This window comes from Muricoccus pecuniae, assembly GCF_014199205.1.
GTDB classification, from domain to species: Bacteria; Pseudomonadota; Alphaproteobacteria; order Acetobacterales; family Acetobacteraceae; genus Roseomonas; species Roseomonas pecuniae.
Genome location: NZ_JACIJD010000003.1, coordinates 282,755 through 305,546, shown reverse-complemented (window position 1 = coordinate 305,546; position 22,792 = coordinate 282,755). Strand labels below are relative to the sequence as shown.

At 72.5% G+C, this 22,792-nt stretch carries 18 protein-coding genes; 2 read left to right on the top strand and 16 right to left on the bottom strand.

What is annotated here, in order from left to right; translation table 11 throughout:
- Window positions 1-41: 41 nt before the first annotated feature.
- From FHS87_RS05150 to FHS87_RS05140, 3 genes are all read right to left on the bottom strand, one after another.
- Window positions 42-3,473: a transglutaminase family protein gene (locus tag FHS87_RS05150; RefSeq protein WP_184514564.1), complete on the bottom strand. Its 3,432-nt coding sequence runs from the start codon at window positions 3,471-3,473 to the stop codon at window positions 42-44.
- Between the two features lie 213 nt (window positions 3,474-3,686).
- Window positions 3,687-4,271: an NUDIX domain-containing protein gene (locus FHS87_RS05145; RefSeq protein ID WP_184514562.1), complete on the bottom strand. Its 585-nt coding sequence runs from the start codon at window positions 4,269-4,271 to the stop codon at window positions 3,687-3,689.
- Between the two features lie 83 nt (window positions 4,272-4,354).
- A complete protein-coding gene (locus FHS87_RS05140) occupies window positions 4,355-6,724 on the bottom strand; it encodes a helicase-related protein (RefSeq protein WP_184514560.1) in 2,370 nt (789 codons plus the stop codon).
- A gap of 239 nt (window positions 6,725-6,963) precedes the next feature.
- On the opposite strand from FHS87_RS05140, the gene FHS87_RS24160 reads away from it, so the two are divergent.
- Window positions 6,964-8,481 (top strand): glycosyl hydrolase, encoded by a 1,518-nt coding sequence (locus FHS87_RS24160; protein ID WP_184514558.1) that lies wholly within the window; start codon window positions 6,964-6,966, stop codon window positions 8,479-8,481.
- Window positions 8,482-8,556: 75 nt separating this feature from the next.
- Here the strand turns inward: FHS87_RS24160 and FHS87_RS05130 are convergent, their stop codons facing one another.
- From FHS87_RS05130 to FHS87_RS05120, 3 genes are all read right to left on the bottom strand, one after another.
- The gene (locus FHS87_RS05130; RefSeq protein WP_184514555.1) at window positions 8,557-8,949 is read right to left on the bottom strand and encodes a hypothetical protein; all 393 of its coding nucleotides are present in this window, start codon (window positions 8,947-8,949) and stop codon (window positions 8,557-8,559) included.
- A gap of 125 nt (window positions 8,950-9,074) precedes the next feature.
- Complete coding sequence (locus tag FHS87_RS05125; RefSeq protein ID WP_184514553.1) at window positions 9,075-9,449, bottom strand: response regulator; 375 nt, start codon at window positions 9,447-9,449, stop codon at window positions 9,075-9,077.
- Entirely contained in the window at window positions 9,446-12,511 is a 3,066-nt protein-coding gene (locus FHS87_RS05120; RefSeq protein WP_184514551.1) for a response regulator, read from the bottom strand. The genes FHS87_RS05125 and FHS87_RS05120 overlap by 4 nt, the downstream gene beginning before the upstream one ends.
- 175 nt (window positions 12,512-12,686) lie before the next feature.
- Between FHS87_RS05120 and FHS87_RS05115 the strand changes: the two genes are divergently transcribed.
- The gene (locus FHS87_RS05115) at window positions 12,687-14,528 is read left to right on the top strand and encodes an AI-2E family transporter (RefSeq protein ID WP_184514549.1); all 1,842 of its coding nucleotides are present in this window, start codon (window positions 12,687-12,689) and stop codon (window positions 14,526-14,528) included.
- A gap of 3 nt (window positions 14,529-14,531) precedes the next feature.
- Here FHS87_RS05115 and FHS87_RS05110 read toward each other — a convergent pair whose 3' ends face one another.
- From FHS87_RS05110 to FHS87_RS05065, 10 genes are all read right to left on the bottom strand, one after another.
- Window positions 14,532-14,987, bottom strand: coding sequence for a DUF3597 domain-containing protein (locus tag FHS87_RS05110; RefSeq protein ID WP_184514547.1), 456 nt, complete (start codon window positions 14,985-14,987; stop codon window positions 14,532-14,534).
- Between the two features lie 83 nt (window positions 14,988-15,070).
- Window positions 15,071-15,622: an Lrp/AsnC family transcriptional regulator gene (locus tag FHS87_RS05105; protein WP_281394304.1), complete on the bottom strand. Its 552-nt coding sequence runs from the start codon at window positions 15,620-15,622 to the stop codon at window positions 15,071-15,073.
- Window positions 15,606-16,115 (bottom strand): cupin domain-containing protein, encoded by a 510-nt coding sequence (locus FHS87_RS05100; protein WP_184514545.1) that lies wholly within the window; start codon window positions 16,113-16,115, stop codon window positions 15,606-15,608. Before FHS87_RS05100 ends, FHS87_RS05105 begins: the two co-directional genes overlap by 17 nt.
- Window positions 16,116-16,132: 17 nt before the next feature.
- Complete coding sequence (locus FHS87_RS05095) at window positions 16,133-17,083, bottom strand: ABC transporter substrate-binding protein (RefSeq protein ID WP_184514543.1); 951 nt, start codon at window positions 17,081-17,083, stop codon at window positions 16,133-16,135.
- A gap of 3 nt (window positions 17,084-17,086) precedes the next feature.
- Window positions 17,087-17,884, bottom strand: a complete 798-nt coding sequence (locus FHS87_RS05090) for a class II aldolase/adducin family protein (protein WP_184514541.1) — start codon at window positions 17,882-17,884, stop codon at window positions 17,087-17,089.
- Complete coding sequence (locus FHS87_RS05085) at window positions 17,881-18,831, bottom strand: ABC transporter substrate-binding protein (RefSeq protein ID WP_184514539.1); 951 nt, start codon at window positions 18,829-18,831, stop codon at window positions 17,881-17,883. Before FHS87_RS05085 ends, FHS87_RS05090 begins: the two co-directional genes overlap by 4 nt.
- Entirely contained in the window at window positions 18,828-19,967 is a 1,140-nt protein-coding gene (locus tag FHS87_RS05080; protein ID WP_184514537.1) for an LLM class flavin-dependent oxidoreductase, read from the bottom strand. The genes FHS87_RS05085 and FHS87_RS05080 overlap by 4 nt, the downstream gene beginning before the upstream one ends.
- 15 nt (window positions 19,968-19,982) lie before the next feature.
- Entirely contained in the window at window positions 19,983-21,119 is a 1,137-nt protein-coding gene (locus FHS87_RS05075) for an acyl-CoA dehydrogenase family protein (RefSeq protein ID WP_184514535.1), read from the bottom strand.
- On the bottom strand, window positions 21,119-22,066 hold the full coding sequence (locus FHS87_RS05070) for an ABC transporter substrate-binding protein (protein ID WP_184514533.1): 948 nt from the start codon (window positions 22,064-22,066) through the stop codon (window positions 21,119-21,121). Before FHS87_RS05070 ends, FHS87_RS05075 begins: the two co-directional genes overlap by 1 nt.
- On the bottom strand, window positions 22,066-22,791 hold the full coding sequence (locus tag FHS87_RS05065; RefSeq protein ID WP_184514531.1) for an ABC transporter ATP-binding protein: 726 nt from the start codon (window positions 22,789-22,791) through the stop codon (window positions 22,066-22,068). The genes FHS87_RS05070 and FHS87_RS05065 overlap by 1 nt, the downstream gene beginning before the upstream one ends.
- Window position 22,792 lies beyond the last annotated feature (1 nt).

Sequence of the window (22,792 nt, the reverse complement as noted above, 5' to 3'; positions counted from 1 at the left end):
CCCGCCGCGGCCGGGCGCCGCGGCGGGGGTGGGGGCGGGATTCACCCCGCGGCGCGGCGGAGGTCGAGGCTGCGCGGCGCCTCGCGCAGGATCGTCAGCGGCGGCTCCGCCATTGGGCCTGGCGTATGGCCGAAGGGCAGGAAGCGGATGCGCCGCCGTGCCTCGGCCTCGTTCGCGTTCACCGGCAGCGTCTCGTAGTTGCGCCCGCCGGGATGGGAGACGTGGTGCGTCATCCCGCCCAGGCTGCGCCCGGTCCAGCGGTCGTAGAGGTCGAAGACGAGGGGCGATTGCGCCCGCACCGTGGGATGCAGCGCCGAGGGCGGCGCCCAGGCCTTGAAGCGCACGCCCCCGACATACTCGCCCTGCCGCTCGGTGGGCATCAACGGCACGGCCCGTCCGTTGCAGGAGAGGAGGTAGCGCTCCTCGACCCAGCCCGTCACCCGCGCCTGCACGCGCTCGGTTGAGCTGTCGACATAGCGCACCGTGCCGCCGCGGCCGGACTCCTCGCCCAGCACATGCCAGGGCTCCAGCGCGTGGCGCAGCTCGATCCCGGTGCCGCGCAGGGAGACCTCGCCGATCAGCGGGAAGCGGAAGGCGAGGTGCGGGGCGAACCACTCCCGCTCCAGCGGGCAGCCCATGGCCGACAGCTCCTCCAGCGCGTCGTGGAAGTCCTGCTCGACATAATGGGGCAGCATGAACTCGTCGTGCAGCCGCGTGCCCCAGCGCACGAGGCGCCGCTCGTACGGATGCTTCCAGAAGGCCGCGACGGCCGAGCGCAGCAGCAGCGCCTGCGCGGCCGCCATGCGCGCATGCGGCGGCATCTCCGCCGCGCGCCATTCCACGAGGCCGAGGCGGCCGGAGCTGCTCTCGGGCGCGTAGAGCTTGTCGATGCAGAACTCGGTGCGGTGCGTGTTCCCCGTCATGTCCACGAGGAGGTTGCGGAACAGCCGGTCCACCAGCCAGGGCGGCGTCTCCTCCCCCGCGCGGATGCGGGAGAAGACGACCTCCAGCTCCGCCACGCTGTCCATCCGCGCCTCGTCCACGCGGGGATGCTGGCTCGTCGGGCCAATGAACAGGCCGGCGAAGAGGTAGGAGAGGCTGGGATGGTTGTGCCAGAATCCGAGCAGCGACTTCAGTAGGTCCGGCCGGCGCAGGAAGGGGCTGTCCGCCGGGGAGGCGCCGCCCATCACCACGTGGTTGCCGCCGCCCGTGCCGACATGGCGCCCGTCCAGCATGAACTTCTCGGCGGCCAGGCCGGTGTTGCGCGCCTCCTCGTACAGCTCCTCAGTGCGCGTGACGTGCTCGTTCCAGGAGGCCGAGGGGTGGACGTTCACCTCGATCACGCCGGGATCGGGGGTGACGGAGAAGCTCAGCAGCCCCGGGTCGCGCGGGGGCAGGTAGCCCTCCAGCATCACCTTGCGCCCGGTCTCCTCCGCGGTCGCCTCCACGGCGGCGGCGAGGTCGAGCCAGTCCACCGCCTCGTAGAGCGGCGGGAAGAAGACGTGGATGATGCCGCCCCGCGCCTCGACGGTGAGCGCGGTGCGGACCAGGCCGGGATCGCTCTCCCCCACCTCCGGCGGGCGCTGCGGCACGGGGCGGAAGCCCTCCGCGCCGCCGGCCATGCTGTTGCCCCAGGCGACCCCGGGCACGCGCTCGAAGGCTTGCTGACGCGGCCCCGGTGCGCCGGCCGGCGCCTCGGGCGAGACGTGGTGCAGCCCCGCGGCGGGATGCAGGCCATTGCCCCCGTGGCGCTGGGCGAGGGCGGGATGCGGCGGCAGGGGCGCGCGTGGCGCGAAGGGGTCTGGCTCCGCCTCGAAGTTCCGCTCCGCATCCTCCTCGGACATCCAGGGCAGGCTCTCCAGCGGCAGGCGGAAGCCGATCGAGCTGTCGCCGGGAACGAGGAAGAGATGCTCGTCCCGCAGGAACCAGCGGCCGGACTGCCAGCGCCGCGCGCCGCCCTGCATCACGCGCCGGATCGGCAGCACGCTGCCCACGGGGGAGGCAAGGCCCTGCCCGAAGACGCGGGCCAGCCGCGCGCGCTCCAGCGGATCGCGCAGCCTGGCGTCCTCCGCCACGACATTCGCGGGCAGGCGGTGCTCGCGCCAGAGGAAGTAGTGGATGTCCTCATAGGCCGGGGTGACGAGGCCGGGATCGACCTGCAGCCGCTCGGCCAGGAGGGTCGCGAAGCGGGCGGCATCATCCGCCGTCGCGTCGCCGCTGTCGTCGTCGGAGGCGAGGAGATCGGGGTTGCGCCAGACGGGCTCGCCATCCGCCCGCCAGTGGGAGAAGAGCGCCCATCGCGGAAGCTGCTCCCCGGGATAGTGCTTGCCCACGGCGTATTGCAGCGCGGCGCCGGGCGACCAGCGCGCGGCGAGGCGGCGCAGCAGGCGGCCGGCAAGGGCGCGCTTGGTCGGGCCGAGGGCGGCGGTGTTCCACTCCGGCGCGTCCATGTCGGCGGCCGCGATGAAGGTGGGCTCGCCGCCGAAGGTCAGCCGCACGTCGCCCTCGCGGAGAGCCTGATCCACCTCCTCGCCGCGGGCGCGGATCGCGGCCCACTGCTCCTCGGTATAGGGCTTCGTCACGCGCGGCGTCTCCCGCACGCGCCGGACGGACATGGAGACGTCGAACTCCGCCTTGCTCTCCTCCACCAGCCCGTTGATCGGCGCGGCGGAGGACGGCTCGGGCGTCGCGGCGAGCGGGATGTGCCCCTCGCCCGTCAGCAGGCCCGAGGTCGGGTCCAGCCCGATCCAGCCGGCGCCGGGAAGGTAGACCTCCGCCCAGGCATGGAGGTCGGTGAAGTCCTCGGTCGGTCCCTGTGCGCCCTCCAGCGGCTTCACGTCGGGCACGAGCTGGATGAGGTAGCCCGAGACGAAGCGCGCGGCGAAGCCGAGATGGCGCAGCGCCTGCACGAGCACCCAGGCGCTGTCGCGGCAGGAGCCCTTGCACTGGCCGAGCGTTTCCTCCGGCGACCAGACGCCCGGCTCCATGCGGACGACATAGGAGATCTTCCCCTGCAGCCGCCCGTTCAGCCCCACCAGCATCCCGACCGTGGGCTGCCCCTCCTCCTGCGGGATCTCGTCGAGCAGGGCGCGCATCAGCGGCCCCGCCTCCTCCAGCCGGCGGAAGGGGGCCAGCTCCGTCTCCAGCACGGGGTCGTAGGTGAAGGGCCAGGTCTCGGCCTGCGGCTCCAGGAAGAAGTCGAAGGGGTTGATAGTGGCCATGTCGGCCAGCAGGTCCACGGTGACGTCGAAATGCGTCACCCGCTCGGGGAAGACGACGCGGGCGAGGAAATTGCCCTGCGGGTCCTGCTGCCAGTTGATGAAGTGCCCCTCGGGCTCGACCTTCAGCGCGTAGGACAGCACCGGCGTGCGCGCGTGCGGCGCCGGGCGAAGCCGGATGGTCTGCGGGCCGATCTGCACCGGCCGGTCGTAGCGGTAGGAGGTGCGGTGCGTCAGGGCGACGTGGAGCGGCATGGGTCGGGCTTCACCGTGCGGTCGGGAACGGGATGGGGCGGGCGCGATGCAAGCTCCGCGCCCGGGGACTGGGGGCGTTCAGGAGCAGGGAGGGATCTGCGGGATAGGACGCCTGCCCCTGCCCTGTCCAATGCCCGGCCCCTGCCGGGCGCGTGCCGCCACGCAGCGCCCGCATCCGTCGGCGCCGGCCGCATGGCGCGCGGGGAGTGGCGGTCATCCGGCCAGCCGCAGGTGCTGGAGGAGGAGCACGGTCTTGGCATCGATGATCTCCCCGGCCTCCACCATCCTCCAGGCCTCGTCGAGCGGCAGTTCCAGCACCTCGATGCTCTCCCCCTCCCCCTCCAGCCCGCCGCCGCCGCCGACCCGGTCCTCCGCCCCGTAGCGGGCGGTGAAGAAGTACAGCTTCTCGGCGGAGGCGCCGGGGCTCGTGTAGAGCGCGAAGACCTGGCGGATGTCGTGAAGCCGGTACCCCATCTCCTGCTCCGCCTCCTTGCGCACGGTCTCGGCGGGGCTGTCGCCCTCCTCCACGATCCCGGCGCAGGTCTCGATGAGCTTCGGCCCGTCCCCGTTCACCAGGGCGGGGATGCGGAGCTGGCGGACCAGCAGCACCGTGCGCCGCGAGGGGTCCAGCGGCAGCACCGCCGCGCCGGGGCCGTTGTAGTAGACCTCGCGCCGGAGCTCCTGCCGCTCGCCGCCCTTCCCCGGCTGCTCGAAGAAGATCCTCTCCAGCCGATAGTGCTCCTTCACCAGCACCTCGCGCCGGAGGATCCGGATCCCGCCCTCTTCCGCCCCGTCCATCCCTGTGCCTCCAAGCCTTCCGGGCGCCGACCGCGCCCCCCGAGGGGGTGTAACGCCGCAGGGCGCGCCTCGTCGGGCCGGGATCAGGCCGCGTGCACGGAACGACCGCGGCGCTGGTGGCGCAGCACCTCCTCGATCCAGGCATCGAGCCGGTCGCTCTCGCCCTGGGCCGCCTCGCGGTCGGGATAGGCGTCGGGGAAGCGAAGGGAGAGCCAGCGCCAGGCCACCAGCCGCTTGTAGACCTTCTCCGCCTTCTCCAGCACCGGGCCGCCGGCGGCGCGGTGCGGCGGGGGCAGGTGCCCGGCCTCGGGCGGGGACACGGGGCGGCCGGCGCCGTGCTCCATCGCCCAGCGCGAGAGGCGGGCGACGCCGCTGTCCCGCTCGTCCACCGGGCAGGTCGCGTAGGTCCAGCGGTCGAGCAGGGACAGGCCGGGAATGCCGTCGATGGCGGAGGCGATGGCGAGCGGCTGGGTCATGTCCGCCAGCCGGTAGTTCGGGTCGTCCCGCCGCAGCACGGCGCGCTTGATGCGCGCGAGCACGCCGAAGAGGCTGTCCGACCCGATCTCGGCCGCCACCGCCGCGACAATGGCCGCGTCCGGCTGCACCTGGGGCCGCAGGTCCGCCGGCGATTCGGGCAGGGCGCTCAGCATGCCGCGCACGAAGCCCGGGCTGCCGGCGCCGGCGAGCACGGCGACGATCCCCTCCTCGTGCTGGCCGTAGCGCCCTGCACGGCCGCCGATCTGCTTCACCTCCTGCGCCTTGAGATCGCGCGAGGCCGTGCCGTCGAACTTGCGAAGCGCGGAGAAGACCACGCGCCGGATCGGCAGGTTCAGCCCCATGCCGATCGCGTCCGTGGCCACGAGGATGTCCGCGTCTCCGTTGCGGAAGCGCGCGGCCTCGGCCAGCCGCACCTCGGGGCTGAGCGCGCCGTAGACCACCGCCACGCGCCGCCCGCGCTTGATCAGCTCCTCGCGGAACTGGAGGACATCCCGGCGGGAGAAGGCGACGAGCGCGTCGCCGGGGCCGAGATCGCCGAGCGCCACGGGGTTGCGCGCTGCTACCAGCGGCGACTTGCGCTGGAGCGACACCTCCTCCACGGGATCGCCGCAGAGCTTCGCGATCCGCCGCACCATCGGCACGGATTCCGGCGCGCCGAGCACGAAGACCTCGCGCGCCGGCACGCCCATGATGGCTGCGGTCCAGGCCGCGCCGCGATCGGGGTCGTGCAGCATCTGCGCCTCGTCCACCACGGCGACATCGACGGGATCGCCGAAGGGGCACATCTCCACCGTCGCCGCGAGATGGCGGCTGCCGGGCACGCGGATGCGCTCCTCCCCCGTGGAGAGGGAGGCGGCGACGCCGCGCGCCTCCAGCGCCTCGCGGAACTCGTGGGCGAGCAGGCGCAGCGGGGCGAGCGCGTGGCCGCTCTCCGCGCTGGCGAGCCTGTCCAGCGCCGTATGGCTCTTGCCGGAATTGGTCGGGCCGGTGACGAGGGTGATGCGGCGGTCGAGCGCGCGCGCCGTCGCGAAATGCCCGGCATAGCGGTCCAGCGCGGCGACGCGCGCGACGGCGGCATTCGCGGCCCGGCCACCCGGGATGGCGGGCGCCGCCAGCCCCCCGCCGCGCTCGCCCGCGCCGCGCCGCGCATCGCCCGCCTCCCGCTCTGCACTCCGCCAACCGGCAACCTCGGCGCGCAGCGGTGCGAGCACGGCGGGGTCGAATTGCCGTCTCTCGCCCTTGCCCCCGCGCCCGGCGGGAATGCGTCGCGCGACAGGGACGAGCCCCGCCGTCACCCAGCGCTGCGCCTCCTTCGGCGTGCAGCCGAGGAGCCCCGGCACGTCCTCGATATCGACGAGGCCGCGCTCCCACTCACGGAGCCGCCGCACCTCCTCGCGCCGCCTCTCCCGTGCGGCGCGCTGCGCCTCCCGCAGCTCATGGCGTCGGCGTTCCTCGGCCTGGATCGCGGTCTTGCGGAAGCGCCTGGCGTGCTCGGGATCGAGGTCCCAGGCGGTTGCGACGCTGCGCGCGAGATCGTCCAGCTGCTCGATGGAGAGCGAGCCGCCCGCATCCGCCATCCCCTCCATCACCGCCCGGAGCGCGGCCTCCGCGTCGGGCCCGGCGTCGCGCAGACGCGTCGCCGTCACCGCGCCGAGGGCCGCGAGCAGCGCTTCCTCCGTCGCGTCGGGACTCATGATCGCGGCGGCCGCGGCGCGCGCGTCGGCGGCCGAGATCCAGGCTCGGCCCGCACGATGCGCGAGTTCCGTGATGCGCGCGGCCCAGCCCCTGCGCCGGATTTCGCAGAGCGCGTGGCGGACATCCTCCGCGCCGGGCGAAGGAATGCGCGACAAGGCGCGCAGCAGCGGCGCCCTCTCGTGCGGCTCGACCGGGTATCCCGCCGCCCCGATCGCCGCCTCGGCCGCGCCCTCACCGGGCGTCATGGACTCGTCCGTCATTCGCAGTGCCTCCGCTCCCTCGCATAGCGCCTGAACGGGCATGATGTTTGAAGATCCTTCACGATTGGCGCGAGGAACATAGGCGGGCGAGTGCATCCACGCGATCGCGCACGGATCACGCAAAGGCATGTAGAAGAACGCATCGATGCTTTTTCGAGACGGTTACACCAACTATCAAAAGTTTGACTCACGGTTCCTCGACACCTAAGACCGACGAACCAGCTTACGAGGACGATTGGATGACGTTGACGGGTGTGTATGTCGGCAACTCGAAGAGCGCGTTGCAGAGTTTCGAAAACTGGCTCGGAAGCGAGGTCGATGCCGTGCATGGCGTCGTGGGCTTCTCGAACTGGCGAGACTACACCAGCAGCGCGAACTGGGCGGCGAACGACCTCTGGCGCGGAATCAACGAAGAAGTCCTGTGGTCCGTGTCCCTCATCGTGACGGATGGCAGCGCATCCCTCGCGCAGGCAGGAACGGGCGCCTACAACAACTACTATCGCTCGGTTGCCCAATCGCTCCTGAACTCCCGTGCGGGAGACAGCGATCCTATCTACGTCCGCACGGGATGGGAGCTGAACGGAGACTGGTTCAAGTGGTCCGCGGTTGGCAAGTCCCAGGACTTCGTCTCCGCCTTCCGCGAGTTCGTCGACAGCTTCCGCGAGGTGTCGGACCGCTTCAAGTTCGAGTGGAACGTCAACTACGCCCATGGTGGGATGGACCCCGCCACCGCCTATCCCGGCGACAACTATGTCGATGTCGTCGGCATGGATTTCTACTGGTCTCCCGACTACCAGGGCTGGGATCCGGTGAAGGCGTTCGAAGCGGCGCGTGACGCGAAGTACGGCCTGCAATGGCTTGAGAACTTCGCGAAGGCCCATGGCAAGCAGACGGCCTACTCCGAATGGGGCATCGATTCCAACAATGCCGGCGAGTACATCAGGCTCGTGAAGGAGTGGTTCAACGACCACAACGTCGCCTACGAGAGCTACTGGAACGTGACGATGGACAAGGTCACGGCCATGTCCGACGGCGGCATCTCGGCGGCCGGCGCGGTGTACAAGTCCCTCTTCGGCGATAACGGGGACGACACGCCCGCGGCCATGCCTGCCGCCAGCCCCACGACCAGCACGCCGAGCACGACCGCCAGCAGCGCCGGCAATGGTACCTCGCGGACCGGCACCTCGGGCAACGACGTCCTTACCGGCAATGGCGGCGAGAACCTCGCGGGCGGCGCCGGGAACGACACCTACGAGGTGAACTCGTCCTCTACGGTCGTGACGGAGTCCTCCGGCGGGGGCACCGATACGGTTCGCACCTGGCTCGGCAGCTATGTGCTTCCTTCCGAGGTGGAGAACCTCATCGTCACCGGCACGGGCTGGGCGACCGCCACGGGCAACGGGCTGGCCAACACGCTCACCGGCAACGCCGCCCCGAACGTGCTGAACGGCATGGGCGGCAACGACCGCCTGGTCGGCGGCGGGGGCAACGACACGCTCTCCGGCGGCGGCGGCGATGACCGCTTCATCATCAACCGCGGCGAAGGGTCGGACACGATCACCGACTTCAGGTCGTGGGAGCGCGATGTGGTGGAGCTGAAGGGCTACGGCACGGGGCTGGACAGCTATTCCGACCTGTCCTGGCGCTTCCAGCAGTCGGGCGACAACGTGATCGTCCGTCTCGGGAATGGCGAGAACCTGACGATCCAGCACGCGAAGGTCGCCGACCTCACCGCCGATCACTTCCTCTTCGGCTAGGAACGGGCCGGCGCCCCGGCTTCAGGGCCGGGGCGCCTTTTCCGGTGCACCTCGCGGGTGTCGTTGCTCCCGCGGCTACAACGTTCTGAAAAGATAATCGCAGCGGCCATTATTCGCACCGTCCAGCGCCAGCTCCGGCGCGCCGGGCGGGCCGCCGGCTGTGCGGCGCAGCACGCTCTCACGCGTCACCACGAAGCCCGGAGCATCCAGCAGCAAGCGAAAGCGGTCCTCGCCCACGGGGTCCAGCACCGTGCGCACGAGCGGCGCGCAAACTGCCTCCGCCCCGCGCGTCAGCTCGGCCCGCAGCGCGCGCGGGAGGGGAGCGACGCCGGGCAACCCCACCAGCAGATTCGCGGGCGGCGTGGCCGGCGCGCGCATCGGCACCTCCGTCATGGGCGCGGGAGGCGGGTTCGGGCTGGAACAGGCCCCGAGGAGGGTCAGGGCCGCAGCGGCGAGGGTTCTGTGCATCGGGCCAGTCCTTTCCGGTCGGGCCGATCCGCGAATCGGCGTCCGGCGACTCTCGCGCAGCGCGGCGCTTCGTCAAACTTTCTGCTCACCCAGCGCGGTCGCAACCTCGCGAGGACGCGCGGCCCCTATCCCTCGGCCGCCAGCATCGCGGCGTCGATCTGCGAGAGCAGCTGGGGAAAGTCCACGGGCTTGGGATGGTAGTCGTCGCAGCCGGCCGCGATCATCTTGTCCCGGTCCCCCGACATGGCATGCGCGGTCAGGGCGATGATGGGAATCCCCTTCGTATCGGGATTTTCCCGGATCATCCGCGCGGCGGTCCAGCCATCCATCACGGGCAGGTTCATGTCGAGCAGGATCACGTCCGGCCGCTCGGCTGCCGCGAGATCCACGCCCTGCTGGCCGTCATGGGCCAGCACCACGTCGAAGCCGCGGCGGCGCAGGCGGCGGGAAAGAAAATCCCACAGCTCCTCATGGTCCTCCACCAGAAGGATTTTCGTCATGGCGATGCGCTCTCCGTCTTCGGCTCCAACGATGCCGGGGGCGGCGGGTTCCCTTGTTGCCCGGATGCCATTCCCTTGCGCGCCTCGGTGATGCGGCGAAGCTCGGTGAGCAGGGCCTCGGGCGGCTCGTCATCGGCGGGCAGGACCTGTCGCACCTGGCCGCGCAGCGCTTCCAGCTCGGCCGGCGCGACCCCGCCGCCCGCGAGCGCGATCACCTGGATGCTCTTCCAGGCCTCGTTGCGGCGGAGCTGGTGGACGAGGCTAAGGCCGTCCCCCTCCGGCCCCGGCACCGCCACGAGCACGAGCCCGATCGGCGCCGCCGCGGGATCGGGGCGGGCGATCCGGGCCATGGCGGCCTCCGCGTTCGCGGCCTCCTCCACGGTCCAGCCCTCGCTTTCCAGCAGGCCGCGAAGCTCCGCGCGTGGCTCGGAATCCGCCTCCACCACGAGCGCGGCGCCAGGAGCGCGGTAGCGGTCCAGCACCGTCCGCAGCCGGTGCCACTGCACGGGCTTGATGAGATAGTCAGCGGCGCCGAGCGAGACGGCGAGCGCCCGCTCCTGCACGATCGAGACCATCACCACGGGAACCTCGGCCAGCTCCGGGTCCGCCTTCAGCGCGGTGAGGACGGACCAGCCGTCCATGCGCGGCATCATCACGTCGAGCAGGATGGCGGTGGGGCGGAGCTGCTTGGCGAGGCGCAGCCCTTCCTCGCCGTCGGACGCGCATCGGACGGCGAATCCGTCCCGCACAACGAAACGCGACAGCAGCTCGCGGGAGGCGGGATCGTCGTCCACCACCAGCACGAGCCCGGCCATTCCGGCCTCGCCCTCAGGCAGGGTCGAGATGGGCTGCTCCGCCTCCGGCTCCGGCCCGGTTTCCCGCATGTCCACCGGCACGCGGATGGTGAAGGTCGTGCCGCGCCCCTGCTCGCTCTCCACGGCGATGTTGCCGCCCAGCAGCGTGCAGAAGGCCTTGGTGATGGCCAGGCCCAGCCCCGTACCGCCGAATCGGCGGGTGGTGGAGCTGTCCGCCTGGGTGAAGCGCGTGAAGAGCCGGGAGAGCTGCTCCTGCGTCATGCCGATGCCGGTGTCGGAGACGCGGAAGGCGATCTCGCGCCGCCCCATCGCGTCCCGCCCCGGCTCGGCCGAGAGCGTCACCGTGCCGCCCTCGGTGAACTTGCTCGCGTTGGAAAGAAGGTTGATCAGGCACTGGCGCAGCTTCACCTGGTCGGAGTGCATGGTGCCGAGGTCCGGCGGCAGGCGTACTTCCAGCGTGTTCGACTTGCGCGCCATCAGCGCCTGAACCGTCGAGACCGTCTCGGAGACGAGCGTCTCCACCTCGAAGTCCTCGGCATGCGTCTCCATCCGCCCCGCCTCGATCTTCGAGAGGTCCAGCACGTCGTTGATGAGGGAGAGAAGGTGGCGCGCGTTGGCGCCGATCTTCTGCAGGTCCTTCGTCAGCACCTCGCCGCCCTCGATGTCGGCGGCCTCCTCCTCCAGCATCTCGGAGTAGCCGATCACGGCCGAGAGCGGCGTGCGCAGCTCGTGGCTCATATTGGCGATGAACTGGCTCTTCGCGCGGTTCGCATCCTCCGCCGCCTCGCGGGCCAGCGTCGCCTCCTCCTGCGCCTCGCGCATGTCGGTGATGTCGGTGTTCGTGCCGAACCAGCCGAGGATCGCGCCCTCCGGGTTCTCCTCGTCCGGCTCGTCGCGGATGGGCACGCCGCGGCCGAGGAACCAGCGGTACTCCCCGTCCGCGCCCCGCATCGGGAAGGACTCAGACCAAGGCTCGCCGGCCGCCACCGCGCGGCGGAAGCTCCCGACCGTGCGCTCGACGTGATCGGGGTGATGGACCTGGGACCAGCCCGAGCCCTTCAGCTCATCGGCGGTCAGCCCGGTGAACTCGAACCAGCGGTGGTTGTACCACTCCACCTCGCCCTTCGCGTCGGTCTGCCAGGCGAGCTGCGGCAGGGCGTTGGCGAGGGTCCGGAAGCGCGCCTCGCTGCGGCGCAGCCGATCCTCCGCGCGGCGGCGGCGGGTGATGTCCATCAGGATGACGCCGGCCGCCTCGCCCGCGCCGTCCGCGCCCTGCGTGCCGGGGAAGAGCGTGGCGAGGAGGTGGTGCTTCTCCTCCGGCCGGTCCGCCGGGGAGATCTCGATCTGCACGTCGGACTGCGCGCGCCCGCCATCGAGCACGGCGCGCAGCCTCGGCTCGATCCGCGCCCGCATCGCCGCCGAGAGCGCGGCCAGCGCGCCCGGGCTGCCCGCCTCGATCCCCGTCATCCGCTCCCCGATCTCGGTCATGGCACGGTTGGCGTTGGTGATGGAGAGGTCGCGCCCGATGAAGCCGAGCCCGATCGGCGCGTTGGTCATCACCGCGTCGAGCAGCGCGTTCGCCTTCCGCTCCGCCCGCCGGCGCGAGACGGCGTAGAGGCCGAGCAGCGCGCAGGCGAGGAGCGCGGCGCCGAGCGAGATCCCGCCGAGCCAGAGGGCGCGCGTGTTGCTCCGCCCGTTCAGCCAGTCCACGCGGTCCCGCGCCTGCCGCTGGAGGCTCGCGACCTCGGTGCGGAGGGCATCCATGGCGGACCGGCCCTGCCCGGCCTCCACCATGGCCAGGGCGGCCGGGGCGTCCCCGTTGCGCCGGGAAACGACGGCGCTCTCCGCCAGCGCCACGCGCTGGGCGGCGATCTCTCGCAGTCGCGGCGCGGGCGGCAGGCCCGCGGGCACGCGCAGCGCCTCCACCGCCCGCAGCCGCTCCTCCACGGCCTGAAGACCGGCATTGTAGGGATCGAGGAACTCCTCCCGCCCGACGAGGAGGTAGCCGCGCTGCCCCGTCTCCACGTCCTTCATCGCGGAGATCACGCCTTCCAGCGCCACCACCGTCTCGTTGCCGGCGGCGACGCTGTCCGCGTCGCGGTCGTTCAGCACGAGGCTGACCCCGCCCGAGACGAGGGCGACGAGGGCGAGCAGCGCGGCGAGGAGCGGCAGGCGCGAGCGCCCGTGCCGGGCGGGGCCGGGAGCCGGGCCGTTCGGGGTATCGGGCGCGCGGATGGGTTCGGGCACAGCGGTTCCTTGCTGCGCGGCGCCCGGCTTCCCCCGAAGCCGCCCGCCGCGCGCGATGACGTTCCCGCGCGCAACGCGCGGAGGGGGTGGCGGGATGCGGGGCGGCGTGGCACCCCGGCCGGCCCAGCTTTTCACGAATGGCCCAACCTCTTCGGAATGGAACGAGCCGCGCCGCATGGCCCTGCCTGACCGACGCCTCCCCCCCGCCCCGCCCGGCCCGGCCGGCGGGCCCGTGGCGGGGGCCGCCATGCTCGTCTCGGCCGCCATCGTCGTCGCGGCCATCTCCTACGGCCGGGACGTGCTGGTGCCCCTGGTGCTGGCGGTGCTGCTCGCCTTCGTCCTCGCGCCCGTGGCCCGCGCGCTCCAGCGCCTGCGGCTGGGCAAGGGGCTCTCGGTGCTCGCCGCCGTGCTCATCGCCTTCGCCCTCATCGGCGGCATCTTCGCCGCCATCGGCACCCAGGCCGCGGACCTCGTGGCCGACCTGCCGGGCTATGCCGCCACGCTGCGCGCCAAGCTCGGCGCCCTCAGCGGCCTTGGGGACCTGCTGCGACGGGCGGAGGCGCTGATGAGCGGGCTGGGCATCGGCGGGCCGCTGGAGCCGCCGCCCGAGCTGCCGGGCGGGGCGGCGGGCACCGTCGTCGTCGCGCCGCCCCGCACCGACCGGGCGCTGCTCAGCGTGCTCGGCTCCGTCCTCGGGCCGATCCTGCACCCGCTGGCCACGGCGGGGCTCGTCATCATCTTCACCGTCCTCACCCTGCTCTACCGGGAGGACCTGCGGGACCGCGCCATCCGCCTCGCCGGCTCGCGCGACCTGCACCGGACGATGACGGCAATGAACGACGCCGCCGCCCGGCTCTCGCGCCTCTTCCTCGCCCAGGTGGCGCTGAATGCGGGCTATGCGGTGTTCATCGCAGCCCTTCTCTGGGCGATCGGGCTTCCCAGCCCCTTCCTCTGGGGCATCCTCGCCGGGCTCATGCGCTTCGTGCCCTTCATCGGCACGCCCATCGCGGTCGGCCCGCCGCTGCTGCTCGCCGCAGCGGTGGACCCCGGTTGGACGCTGGCCATCACCGTGCTGGCCGTCTTCCTCGTCGGCGGGGCGGTGATGGGGCAGGTGCTGGAGCCGCTCTTCTTCGGGCGCCGCACCGGCCTCTCGCCGCTCTCCGTCGTGCTCTCCACCACCTTCTGGGCCTTCCTCTGGGGGCCGATCGGGCTGCTGATCGCGACGCCGCTGACGGTCGGCCTCGTCGTGCTCGGCCGCCACGTCCCGCGCTTCGAGTTCTTCGACGTCATGCTGGGGGACCGCCCGCCGCTCCAGCCGCAGGAGAGCTTTTACCAGCGCGCGCTGGAGGGCGATGCGGACGGGCTGGTGGACCAGGCGCGGGACATCCTGGCCGAGCCGGGCGCGAGCCTCGCCGCCTATGGGGATTCCGTGGCCCTCCAGGGCATCGCCCTCGCCCAGACCGACTGGGCGCGGGAGGCGCTGGAGCCGGAGCGGCTGGAGATCATCCGCGCGCAGGTCGGCACCTTGCTGGACGACCTGTCCGACCTCGGTGACGCCCCGGCCGGCACTGCCTCCCTGCCCGAGCCCTGGCGCGCGGAGGGCGCGGTGGTCTGCATCGCAGGCCGCGGCCCGCTGGATGACCTCACGGCCCGGCTCGCCGGCCTCGTCCTCCATCGCGCCGGGCTGGGCGCGCGGGCGGAGACGAGCGCGGTGCTGGAGACGGCCAATCTCGGGCAGCTCGATCCCGGCCTCGTCCGCCTCGTCTGTCTCTCCGTGCTGGAGGAGGGGAACAGCGTGGCGGGGCTGCGCTACTTCCTGCGCCGCATCGCGCGGCAGCTGCCGGAGGCGAAGGTGATGGTCGGGCTGTGGGACGCGCCCTCCGACAGCCCGATGCTGGCCGCGCTGCGCGAGGAAGGCCCGGCGGAGGCCATCGTCACCTCCCTCGGCGAGGCGGCGGCGCTGGGCGAGGCGCTGGCGGCCCGCGCCGCCACCGCCCGCCCTGCGGCCAGCCTCTGAGGATCAGCCCTTCAGGCTGTCCGGCACCCTGCCGCCGTTCTCAGCCAGCTTCTGCATGACCTGCTTGTGCAGCCAGATGTTCATCGAGGCGGAGTCCTCGGTGCTGCCGGTGTAGCCCAGCTCCCCCGCCAGCTCCTTGCGGGCGCCGAGTCCGCTGTCGAGGTCCAGCAGCTTCATCAGGTCCACGATGGAGGTCTGCCAGTTCAGCTTCTGCGGGTTCTTCGAGGCCAGGTCGGTCAGCACGGCCTCCACGTCCACGCTGCCGGCGCCGCCACCGGCCGGAGCCTGGCCCGCGGCGGGGGTGCTGGGCGTGGCGGCGGGGGCGGACATGGTGCCGATGCCGCCCGCATCCCCGGCCGCCGGGCTGGTCGTGCCCGGGGTCGGGCTGCCGGCATCGGCCGGGGCGGCCGCGGCCGGGTGGCCGAAGATCTTGGACATGATGGAGCGGAAAACGCTCATTCGGGGTCTCCTGTGGTCCGTTGGAACACCCGCACAACGGCGGGGGCGCCCCCCGGTTGACCACTCCTGACCCTGCCCCTCCCCTACCCCTCTCCCTCCCGCCCCGAGCGGTCGCGGAAGCGGCCGCGATGCAGCGGGTAGGCCGTGGTGTATTTCAGCCCCTCCATCGCGAAGCGGGAGGTGACGTTGCGCATGGGCACGGCGGCGATGAGGCGCTTGTAGAGCGCGTCGAACTCCGACATGCCGGTGACGGCGACGCGGAGCATGTAGTCCACCTCCCCCGCCATGCGGTGCGCCTCCATCACCTCCGGCATGGCGGCGATGGCGGCGGTGAAGCGGGCGAGCCATTCCGGCGTGTGGTCCCCCGCCTCGATCGCGACATAGACGATCAGCCCGACGCCGATCTTCTCGGGGTCCACCAGCGCCACGCGCCGGGTGATGACCCCGTTCGTCTCCAGCTTCTGCACGCGCTTCCAGCAGGGTGTGGGGGAGAGCCCCACCTTGTCGGCGAGCTGCGCGACGGAGAGGGTCGCGTCATTCTGCAGCAGGCCGATGATCTTGCGGTCGATCTCGTCCATCGAGGGAAGGCCGGCCGGCGCGGGGCCGGCCGGAAGCTCGTCAGCGATGGCTGGCATCCCCCGTCGTCGCGCTCTCGCGGATCCATTCCGGCTCGTCCACGATGTCGAGGTCGGGAAGGTTGATCACCACCTCCTCCGTGCCCGAGCGCACGAGGGCGCAGTGCAGCACCTCGGTCGAGGAAGCATTGATCTCCTGGTGCGGCACATAGGGCGGCACGAGGAAGAAGTCGCCCGCCTTCGCCTCGGTGATGAATTCCAGCCGGTCGCCCCAGCGCATGTGGGCGGTGCCGGAGATGATGTAGATCACGCTCTCCAGGTGCCCGTGATGGTGCGGGCCGGTCTGGGAGTTCGGCTCGATCCGGTTGGTGCCGGCCCAGAGGGCGGTGGAACCGGTGCGGCTGCCGGAGATGGCGACCTCGCGGTTCATCCCCAGCGTCTCGGGCGTGTCGCAGCTCTTGGCCGAGGCGTCGATGTGGCGGATGCCCTTGTTCCGCCAGTCGTAGCCGGGGCCGGGCCCCTGCTGGGGCTTGCTGCTGATGCCGTCGGGCATGTCTCTCTTCCTTTCCGTCAGGCCGCGAAGACGGCCGCGTTGAAGCTGCTGTCGAAGGCCGGCGCCACGCGGTGCGGGCGCGGGATCACCTTCACCCCGGCGAAGAAGTCGCTGACGCGCTGCTGGGCCGCGATCACGCCGTCGTCGATGGCGATCGTGCGCGTGGCGGCCACGGCCACCACGTCCCGCCCGACCGGCAGCGGGAAGCCCGTGCCGGCGCTCCAGACGCGCGCCTGCTCCTCCCCGTTCTCCAGCCCCCATTCGCGGGCGAGGCGCAGGCGGCGCAGGAACTCGGCGAGGGCCGCGCGCTTGCCCGCGATCGCGGCCTCGGCCGCGATCTGGTAGCTCTGCCCGCTCATCAACCCGTCGCCGTTCACGATCTCCCGCGCCCCGTCCTGGACCTTGGCGAGGGAGATATAGGGGCCCCAGGTCGCCCAGGCGTCAACCGCGCCGCGCGCCAGGGCGGCCTTGGCGGCGTCCGGCGCGATGAAGGCGAAGCGCACGGCATCCGCCGCCAGCCCCTCCCGCTCCAGCGCCGCGAGGACGAGGAAGTGCCCGGTCTGGCCCCGGAGGGTCGCGATGGTCTTCCCCTTGAGGTCGGCGACGCTGCGCACGGGCGAGTCCCCCGGTACCACCATCGCCGTCACCGCCGGGCCCGAGCGCACGGCCGAGACCGCCTTCGCCTGGATGCCCGCCGCGATGGCCGAGGTGAGCGGCGCGTCGCCGATCCCGCCGGTGTCGATGGCGCCCGCGTTCAGCGCCTCCAGCAGCATCGGGGCCCCGGCGAACTGGGACCACTCCAGCCGGAAGGGCAGGCCGTTGAGCACGCCCGCCGCCTCCATCAGCGGCTGGATGCCGCCGCGCTGGTCGCCCACGCGCAGCACGGCGGCCGCCTGGGCCAGCGCCGGCGCGGCGAGGAGGGCCGGGGCCGCGAGGAGGCCGCCGAGGAGCTTGCGTCGGTTCGTCATGGGCTAGTCCAGCAGATCGGGTTCGAGGGCGGTGATGGACTCCCACAGGGGCTGGAAGCTCAGCAGCCCTCCCCTGGCCGAGCCCACCTGCCCAGCCGTCAGACGCGCCACCTCCTCCGGGATCGGGCGCGGCGTCCCCGCCGCCTCGGCGAGGAGCTGGGCGCGGGCGGCGTTGTCCATCGCCAGGTAGTACCAGGCCGTCGCCTCCACCGTGGCGCCGACGGTGAGGATGCCGTGGTTCAGAAGGATCACGGCCTTGCGCTGCCCCAGCGCCTCCGCGATCCGCTCGCCCTCGGAGACGTCGAGCACCACGCCGGTGAAGTCGTCGAACAGGGCGTGGTCCTCGTAGAAGGCGCAGGAATCCTGGCTGATGGGGTCCAGCAGCCGCCCGAGCGAGGCCCAGGCCTTGCCGTAGGTGGAATGGGTGTGCGCCGCCGCCACCACGTCCGGCCGCGCCTTGTGGATGGCGGCGTGGATGGCGAAGGCCGCGCGGTTCACGGGCTGGTCGCCATGCACCACCTCCCCCTCGTGGTTCACGCGGATGAGGTCCGAGACGCGGATGCGCGAGAAGTGGCGGCCGAGCGGGTTCACCCAGAACTCGTCCGGGAACTCCGGGTCGCGTGCCGTGACATGCCCGGCCAGCCCCTGGTCGAAGCCCGCGCGGGCGAAGAGACGGAAGGTGGCGGCGAGGCGCTGCTTGCGGTGCAGCCGCTCCTCCTCGACCGTGCGCGGCGGCTCGCCGTCGCGCAGCAGGCTGCCGAAATCCTGCGCCGGCGGCGCGATGCGGGTGATCTGGTTCATGCGCCGCGGTTCCCGGAAGCTATGGCGTCGTTGAAGGAGGCGTCGAGAAGGTCCTTCGCCTCGATGCGGCGGCGGACGAGGCCGGCCCTGGTGTAGAGGTCGATGTTCCTCTGCTCGTCCACGGCCACGCGCTCGTCGACGGGGACGACGCGGGTGGCGGCGCGGCGGAACCAGTGCTCGGCCACGGGGGCCGGCACGTTCATCAGCTCCGACCAGGTCTTCGCGTAGCCCGCGACATTGCCGTTGGCCCAGGCCCGCGCAGCGGCAAGGCGGCGGACGAACTCGGCCAGGTCGTCTCGGCGGGAGGCGATGGCCTCCGTGCGCGCGGCCTGGAAGCCGAGGCCGGGCGTGATCCCCTCCCCATGCGCGACGCGGCGGGCGCCGTTCAGCACCTCTTCCTGCGAGACATAGGGCTCCCAGGTGGACCAGGCATCGACCGAGCCGCGCGTCCAGGCGGCCTTCGCGTCCGCCGGCAGGAGGAAGACGAACTGCACGGCGTCCAGTGGCAGCCCCGCATTCTCCAGCGCGGCCAGGATCACCTGATGGCCGATGGAGCCGCGCCCCGTGGCGATGCGCTTGCCCCGGAGGTCCTGAATGGACCCGATCGGGCTGTCCTTCGCCACGAGGATGGCGAGGCCCTCGCGGTTCTCGCGCGTGGCGGCGATCGCCTTGATCGGCGCGCCGGCGGCGGCGCCGAAGGTGAAGGGCGCGTCGCCCACCAGCCCGGTGTCGATGGCGCCGGCGTTCAGCGCCTCCACCAGCGGGGCGGCGGCGGGGAACTCGCTCCAGGCGATGCGGTCGCCGAAGCCGGCGAGCTGGCCGGAGGCCTCCATCACCGCGCGCGCATTGCCGCGCTGGTCGCCCACGCGCAACGGTGCCTGGGCCCGGAGAATACGGGGCGCGGCCAGCAAGGTCGCGCCACCGAGGAGAAGACGGCGCCCGATCATTCGGCGGCGACCTGAACGCGCCGCGCCAGCCGCTCGCGCAGAAGGCGCTTCGTGGCGGGAAGCAGCGAGCGGCCGTACTCCACCGCGTCCTCCAGCGGATCGAAGCCGCGGATGAGGAAGGTGGTCACGCCGAGGTCGTAGTAGTCGAGGAAGGCCTCCGCCACCTGCTCGGGCGTGCCGACGAGGGCGGTGGTGTTGCCGCGCGCCCCCGTCTCCCGCGCGATGGCGGTGTAGAGGCGCCCCTCCGGCCGGTCGCCGAGGGCCGCGGCCTGGAGCAGGCGCTGGGAGCCGGCATTCTGCGGGGCATGGGTGTTCGCGCCGAGGATGGCGGTGCCGCGGATCTCGCGGATGCGCTGCAGGATGCCCTCGGCCTTCGCCCAGGCCGCCTCCTCCGTCTCCGCGAGGATGGGGCGGAAGGAGAGGGAGAAGCGGATCGCGTCCGCGCGCCCGTGCTTCGCGGCCTCGGCGCGCACGCGGGAGACGATCTCGCGCACCTGCGCGTGCGTCTCGCCCCAGAGGGCGTAGACATCGGCATGCTTGCCGGCGACGCGCAGCGCCGCCTCCGAGGCGCCGCCGAAATAGAGCGGGATGCGCGGCTTCTGCACGCTCCGCACCTCCGGCGAGGCGCCCTTGATGCGGTAGTACCGGCCCTCGTGGTCAACGGGCGCGTCGGCGGCCCAGATCGACTTGAGGATCGTCAGGTACTCGTCCGTGCGGTCGTAGCGCTCGTCCTTGCCGAGCCAGTCGCCGTCCCGCGCCTGGTCCGTGTCGTCGCCGCCGGAAATGGTGTGCAGAGCGGCGCGGCCATTACTGAGCTGGTCGAGCGTGTTGAAGGCGCGCGCCGCCGTCGTGGGCGCCTGGAAGCCCGGTCGGTGGGCGACGAGGAAGCCGACCTTCTTCGTGTGGGCGGCGGCATGGGCGGCGAGCTGCAGCCCATCCGGCCCGTTCGAGAACCAGCCGATCAGGATGCGGTCGAACCCGCCCTCGTCATGCGCCTGGGCGGAGGCGGCGAAGTAGCCGGGGTCGATGGTGGGGCCGCTCGCCGAATGGATCTCCGACTGCTGGCGTGGCTGGACCATGCCGATGAATTCGACGCCGTCTTTCGGAAGGGCGGCAGGAAGGGTGTTGGTGGTCATGGCGTTCCTCTCGGTTCAGATCGGAAAAAGGGCGGCGCGGCCGGCGGCGACGAGGGCGGCGTCGGGCTGCGGGGTGTGGATGCGGGCGCAGAGAACGTCGCGCAGGTGACGCTCCAGCGGGTTGGAGCGGGCGAGCGCGTGGTTGCCGCAGAGGGCGACGGCCTCCTGCACGGCGGCGATGGCATTGTCGGCGGCCACCGTCTTCACGAGGCCCAATTCAGCGGCGGTTGCATCCCCGGCCGCCGTGTTGGCGACCAGGCGCTCGTTGGTGAGGATCAGCGCCGCGATGCGCCCCACCGCCTCCTGCACGCGCGGCAGGGTGGCCAGCGGCTGGCCGAGGCTCGCGGGCACGCGGGCGCGCAGGAAGCCGATGAGCCAGTCCCGTGCCGCCCGCGCCACCCCGGTGTAGAGCGCGGCGATCAACAGCGTGTTCCAGGCCACCGTGTCGGCGTCCCGCTCCGTCCAGGCATCGGGGGCGCGCAGCTCCAGCGCGTGGTCCTCGGGCAGCGCGACCTCGTTCATCAGCACGTCGTGGCTGCCCGAGGCGCGGAGCCCGGCCGCGTCCCAGGTCTCGACGATCCGCACGCCCGCCGCGCGCATCGGCAGGAGAAAGAGCCCGGTGCGCGGCGCCTGCTCATCCGTGCGCGCCCAGACGAGCCCCCAGTCGAGGGCGGGGCTGCCCGTCGAGTAGATCTTGCGACCACTGAAGGACCAGCCCCCGGCCGTGCGGCGCGCGGTGGTGGCGGGCATGCCGCCGCGGGCGGGGGTGCCCAGCTCCGGCTCTACCCGCAGCGCGTTGATCAGCTCGCCCCTCTCCACGGCGCCGCGGGCGAGGCGGGCGCGGATGGCGGGCGGGATGGCCGCGTTGCGCGCGATCCCGCGGTGCTGGACCATCTGCATCGCGAGCACGAGGGCGGTCGCGGGGCAGCCCTCCGCGATCGTGCCGACGATCCGAGCGGCGCGCTCCAGCCCGATCCCCTGCCCGCCCGCCTCGGCCGGCACGGTGAGGGAGAGCAGCCCCGCCTCGCGCAGCGCCGCGATGTTCTCGTGCGGGAAACTTCCCTCGCCGTCGTGCAGGGCGGCGCGCTCCGCGAAAAGGCGCGCGAGACCCGCAACGGGATCGGCGAGGGCGGGAAGGATCGCGCCGTCCATCACGCGCTGCGTCCCAGCCGCGCGAAGCCCCGGTCCCAGAGCGGGGCGACATCGACCCTGCGCGGGATCACGCCGATGCGCGCGAACTCGTCGGCGACCGCCTGGTGGGAGGCGATGGCGGCGTCGTCCACCCCGGCGAGGCTGCGGGGCTGGGAGACGTTGTCGAGCAGCGCGCGGATCGTCGGCTCCGGCACGTTCAGCGCAGCGGCCTGGGCGGCGGCGTACTCGGCGGGGCGTTCCGCGATGAAGGGCAGCGCGCGGCGGATGCGGTCCAGCAGGTCGCGCGCCGCCTCGACGCGCGCGGGCTCATCGGCGAGGCCCGCGCGGATGAAATACGGGTAGTTCCCGGAGAGGATCCCCTGCGCCGTGCGCAGCACCCGCGCGCCGGACTGGCGGGCGACCGGCACGGAGTAGCCGTAGATCGCCCAGGCATCGAGCGCACCCGCGCGGAAGGCGGCGGCGCCGTCCGACGGCGTGAGGTTCACGAGCTGCACGTCCGAGAGCGAGAGGCCCGCCTCGCCCAGCATGCGCGAGAGATAGTAGTGCGTCGTGGTGGCCCGCACATAGCCGACGCGCTTGCCCCTGAGCCCGGCGATGTCGGTGATGGCCGAGCCCTGCGGCACGAGCACCACCTGCTCGTTCACGTCGCCGCGGATGACGGCGACCAGCTTGATGCGCGCCCCGGAAACGGCGGCGAAGGTGGGCGGGATCTCGCTGCCATAGGCGAGGTCGAGCGCGCCGGCATTCGCCGCCTCCACCATCAGGTTGCCCGAGCCAAATTCGGACCACTCCACGCGATACGGCGTGTCAGCGAGGCCCGCGAGGCGGAGCAGCAGGCCGTCCCCCGCCTTGTACTGCGCGACGCGCAGCGTGACCGGCGCCTGCGCCCGCGCGATGGCAGGCATGGCGAGCGCCCCGATGAGGGCGGCGCGGCGGGTGAGCTGCATCACGCGGCCTCCCGGATCACCTCGGCCTCGACCCCGAGCTCGGCGAGGAGGCGGCGGCGCAGCGCGACGAAGCGCGCGTCGCCATGGCTGCGCGGCCGCGGGATCTCGACGGGAATATCCGCCGCGATGCGCCCGGCATCGAGCACGAGCACGCGGTCGGCCAGCAGCACCGCCTCGTCCACGTCATGCGTGACGATGAGCGTCGTCGGACCGTGCGCGCGCCAGAGATCGAGGACCAGCGCGTGCATGCGGATACGGGTGAGCGCGTCCAGCGCCGCGAAGGGCTCGTCCAGCAGCAGCAGCCGGGGTTCCCGCACGAGGGCGCGGGCCAGCGCCACGCGCTGCGCCTCGCCGCCCGAGAGGGTGGCGGGCCAGGCGTCGCGGTGGCGGGCCAGCCCGACCTCGGAGAGGGCGCGCTCCGCGCGGGGCTTCACCTCGCGGCCGGAAAGGCCGAGGGCGACGTTGTTCCACACGCGCTTCCAGGGCAGCAGGCGCGGCTCCTGGAACACCGCGGCCACCGCCTCTGGCAGCCGGATCTCCGCATCCTCGGGCACGGGATCGAGGCCCGCCAGTGTGCGGAGCAGCGTCGTCTTGCCCGAGCCGGAGCGGCCGAGGAGCGCGGTGAAGGAACCGGGCTGGAGATCGAGGTCCAGCCCGTGCAGCACGGTGTTGCTGCCGAAGCGGCGCGTGAGGCCGCGGACGGAGACGGCGCGGTTGTCGGTCATC

Bases quoted from the DNA above. Each gene is read 5' to 3' on its own strand.
- FHS87_RS05150 (WP_184514564.1), bottom strand. From the start codon at position 3,473: ATGCCGCTCCACGTCGCCCTGACGCACCGCACCTCCTACCGCTACGAC.
- FHS87_RS05145 (WP_184514562.1), bottom strand. From the start codon at position 4,271: ATGGACGGGGCGGAAGAGGGCGGGATCCGGATCCTCCGGCGCGAGGTG.
- FHS87_RS05140 (WP_184514560.1), bottom strand. From the start codon at position 6,724: ATGACGGACGAGTCCATGACGCCCGGTGAGGGCGCGGCCGAGGCGGCG.
- FHS87_RS24160 (WP_184514558.1), top strand. From the start codon at position 6,964: ATGACGTTGACGGGTGTGTATGTCGGCAACTCGAAGAGCGCGTTGCAG.
- FHS87_RS05130 (WP_184514555.1), bottom strand. From the start codon at position 8,949: ATGCACAGAACCCTCGCCGCTGCGGCCCTGACCCTCCTCGGGGCCTGT.
- FHS87_RS05125 (WP_184514553.1), bottom strand. From the start codon at position 9,449: ATGACGAAAATCCTTCTGGTGGAGGACCATGAGGAGCTGTGGGATTTT.
- FHS87_RS05115 (WP_184514549.1), top strand. From the start codon at position 12,687: ATGGCCCTGCCTGACCGACGCCTCCCCCCCGCCCCGCCCGGCCCGGCC.
- FHS87_RS05110 (WP_184514547.1), bottom strand. From the start codon at position 14,987: ATGAGCGTTTTCCGCTCCATCATGTCCAAGATCTTCGGCCACCCGGCC.
- FHS87_RS05105 (WP_281394304.1), bottom strand. From the start codon at position 15,622: ATGCCAGCCATCGCTGACGAGCTTCCGGCCGGCCCCGCGCCGGCCGGC.
- FHS87_RS05100 (WP_184514545.1), bottom strand. From the start codon at position 16,115: ATGCCCGACGGCATCAGCAGCAAGCCCCAGCAGGGGCCCGGCCCCGGC.
- FHS87_RS05095 (WP_184514543.1), bottom strand. From the start codon at position 17,083: ATGACGAACCGACGCAAGCTCCTCGGCGGCCTCCTCGCGGCCCCGGCC.
- FHS87_RS05090 (WP_184514541.1), bottom strand. From the start codon at position 17,884: ATGAACCAGATCACCCGCATCGCGCCGCCGGCGCAGGATTTCGGCAGC.
- FHS87_RS05085 (WP_184514539.1), bottom strand. From the start codon at position 18,831: ATGATCGGGCGCCGTCTTCTCCTCGGTGGCGCGACCTTGCTGGCCGCG.
- FHS87_RS05080 (WP_184514537.1), bottom strand. From the start codon at position 19,967: ATGACCACCAACACCCTTCCTGCCGCCCTTCCGAAAGACGGCGTCGAA.
- FHS87_RS05075 (WP_184514535.1), bottom strand. From the start codon at position 21,119: ATGGACGGCGCGATCCTTCCCGCCCTCGCCGATCCCGTTGCGGGTCTC.
- FHS87_RS05070 (WP_184514533.1), bottom strand. From the start codon at position 22,066: ATGCAGCTCACCCGCCGCGCCGCCCTCATCGGGGCGCTCGCCATGCCT.
- FHS87_RS05065 (WP_184514531.1), bottom strand. From the start codon at position 22,791: ATGACCGACAACCGCGCCGTCTCCGTCCGCGGCCTCACGCGCCGCTTC.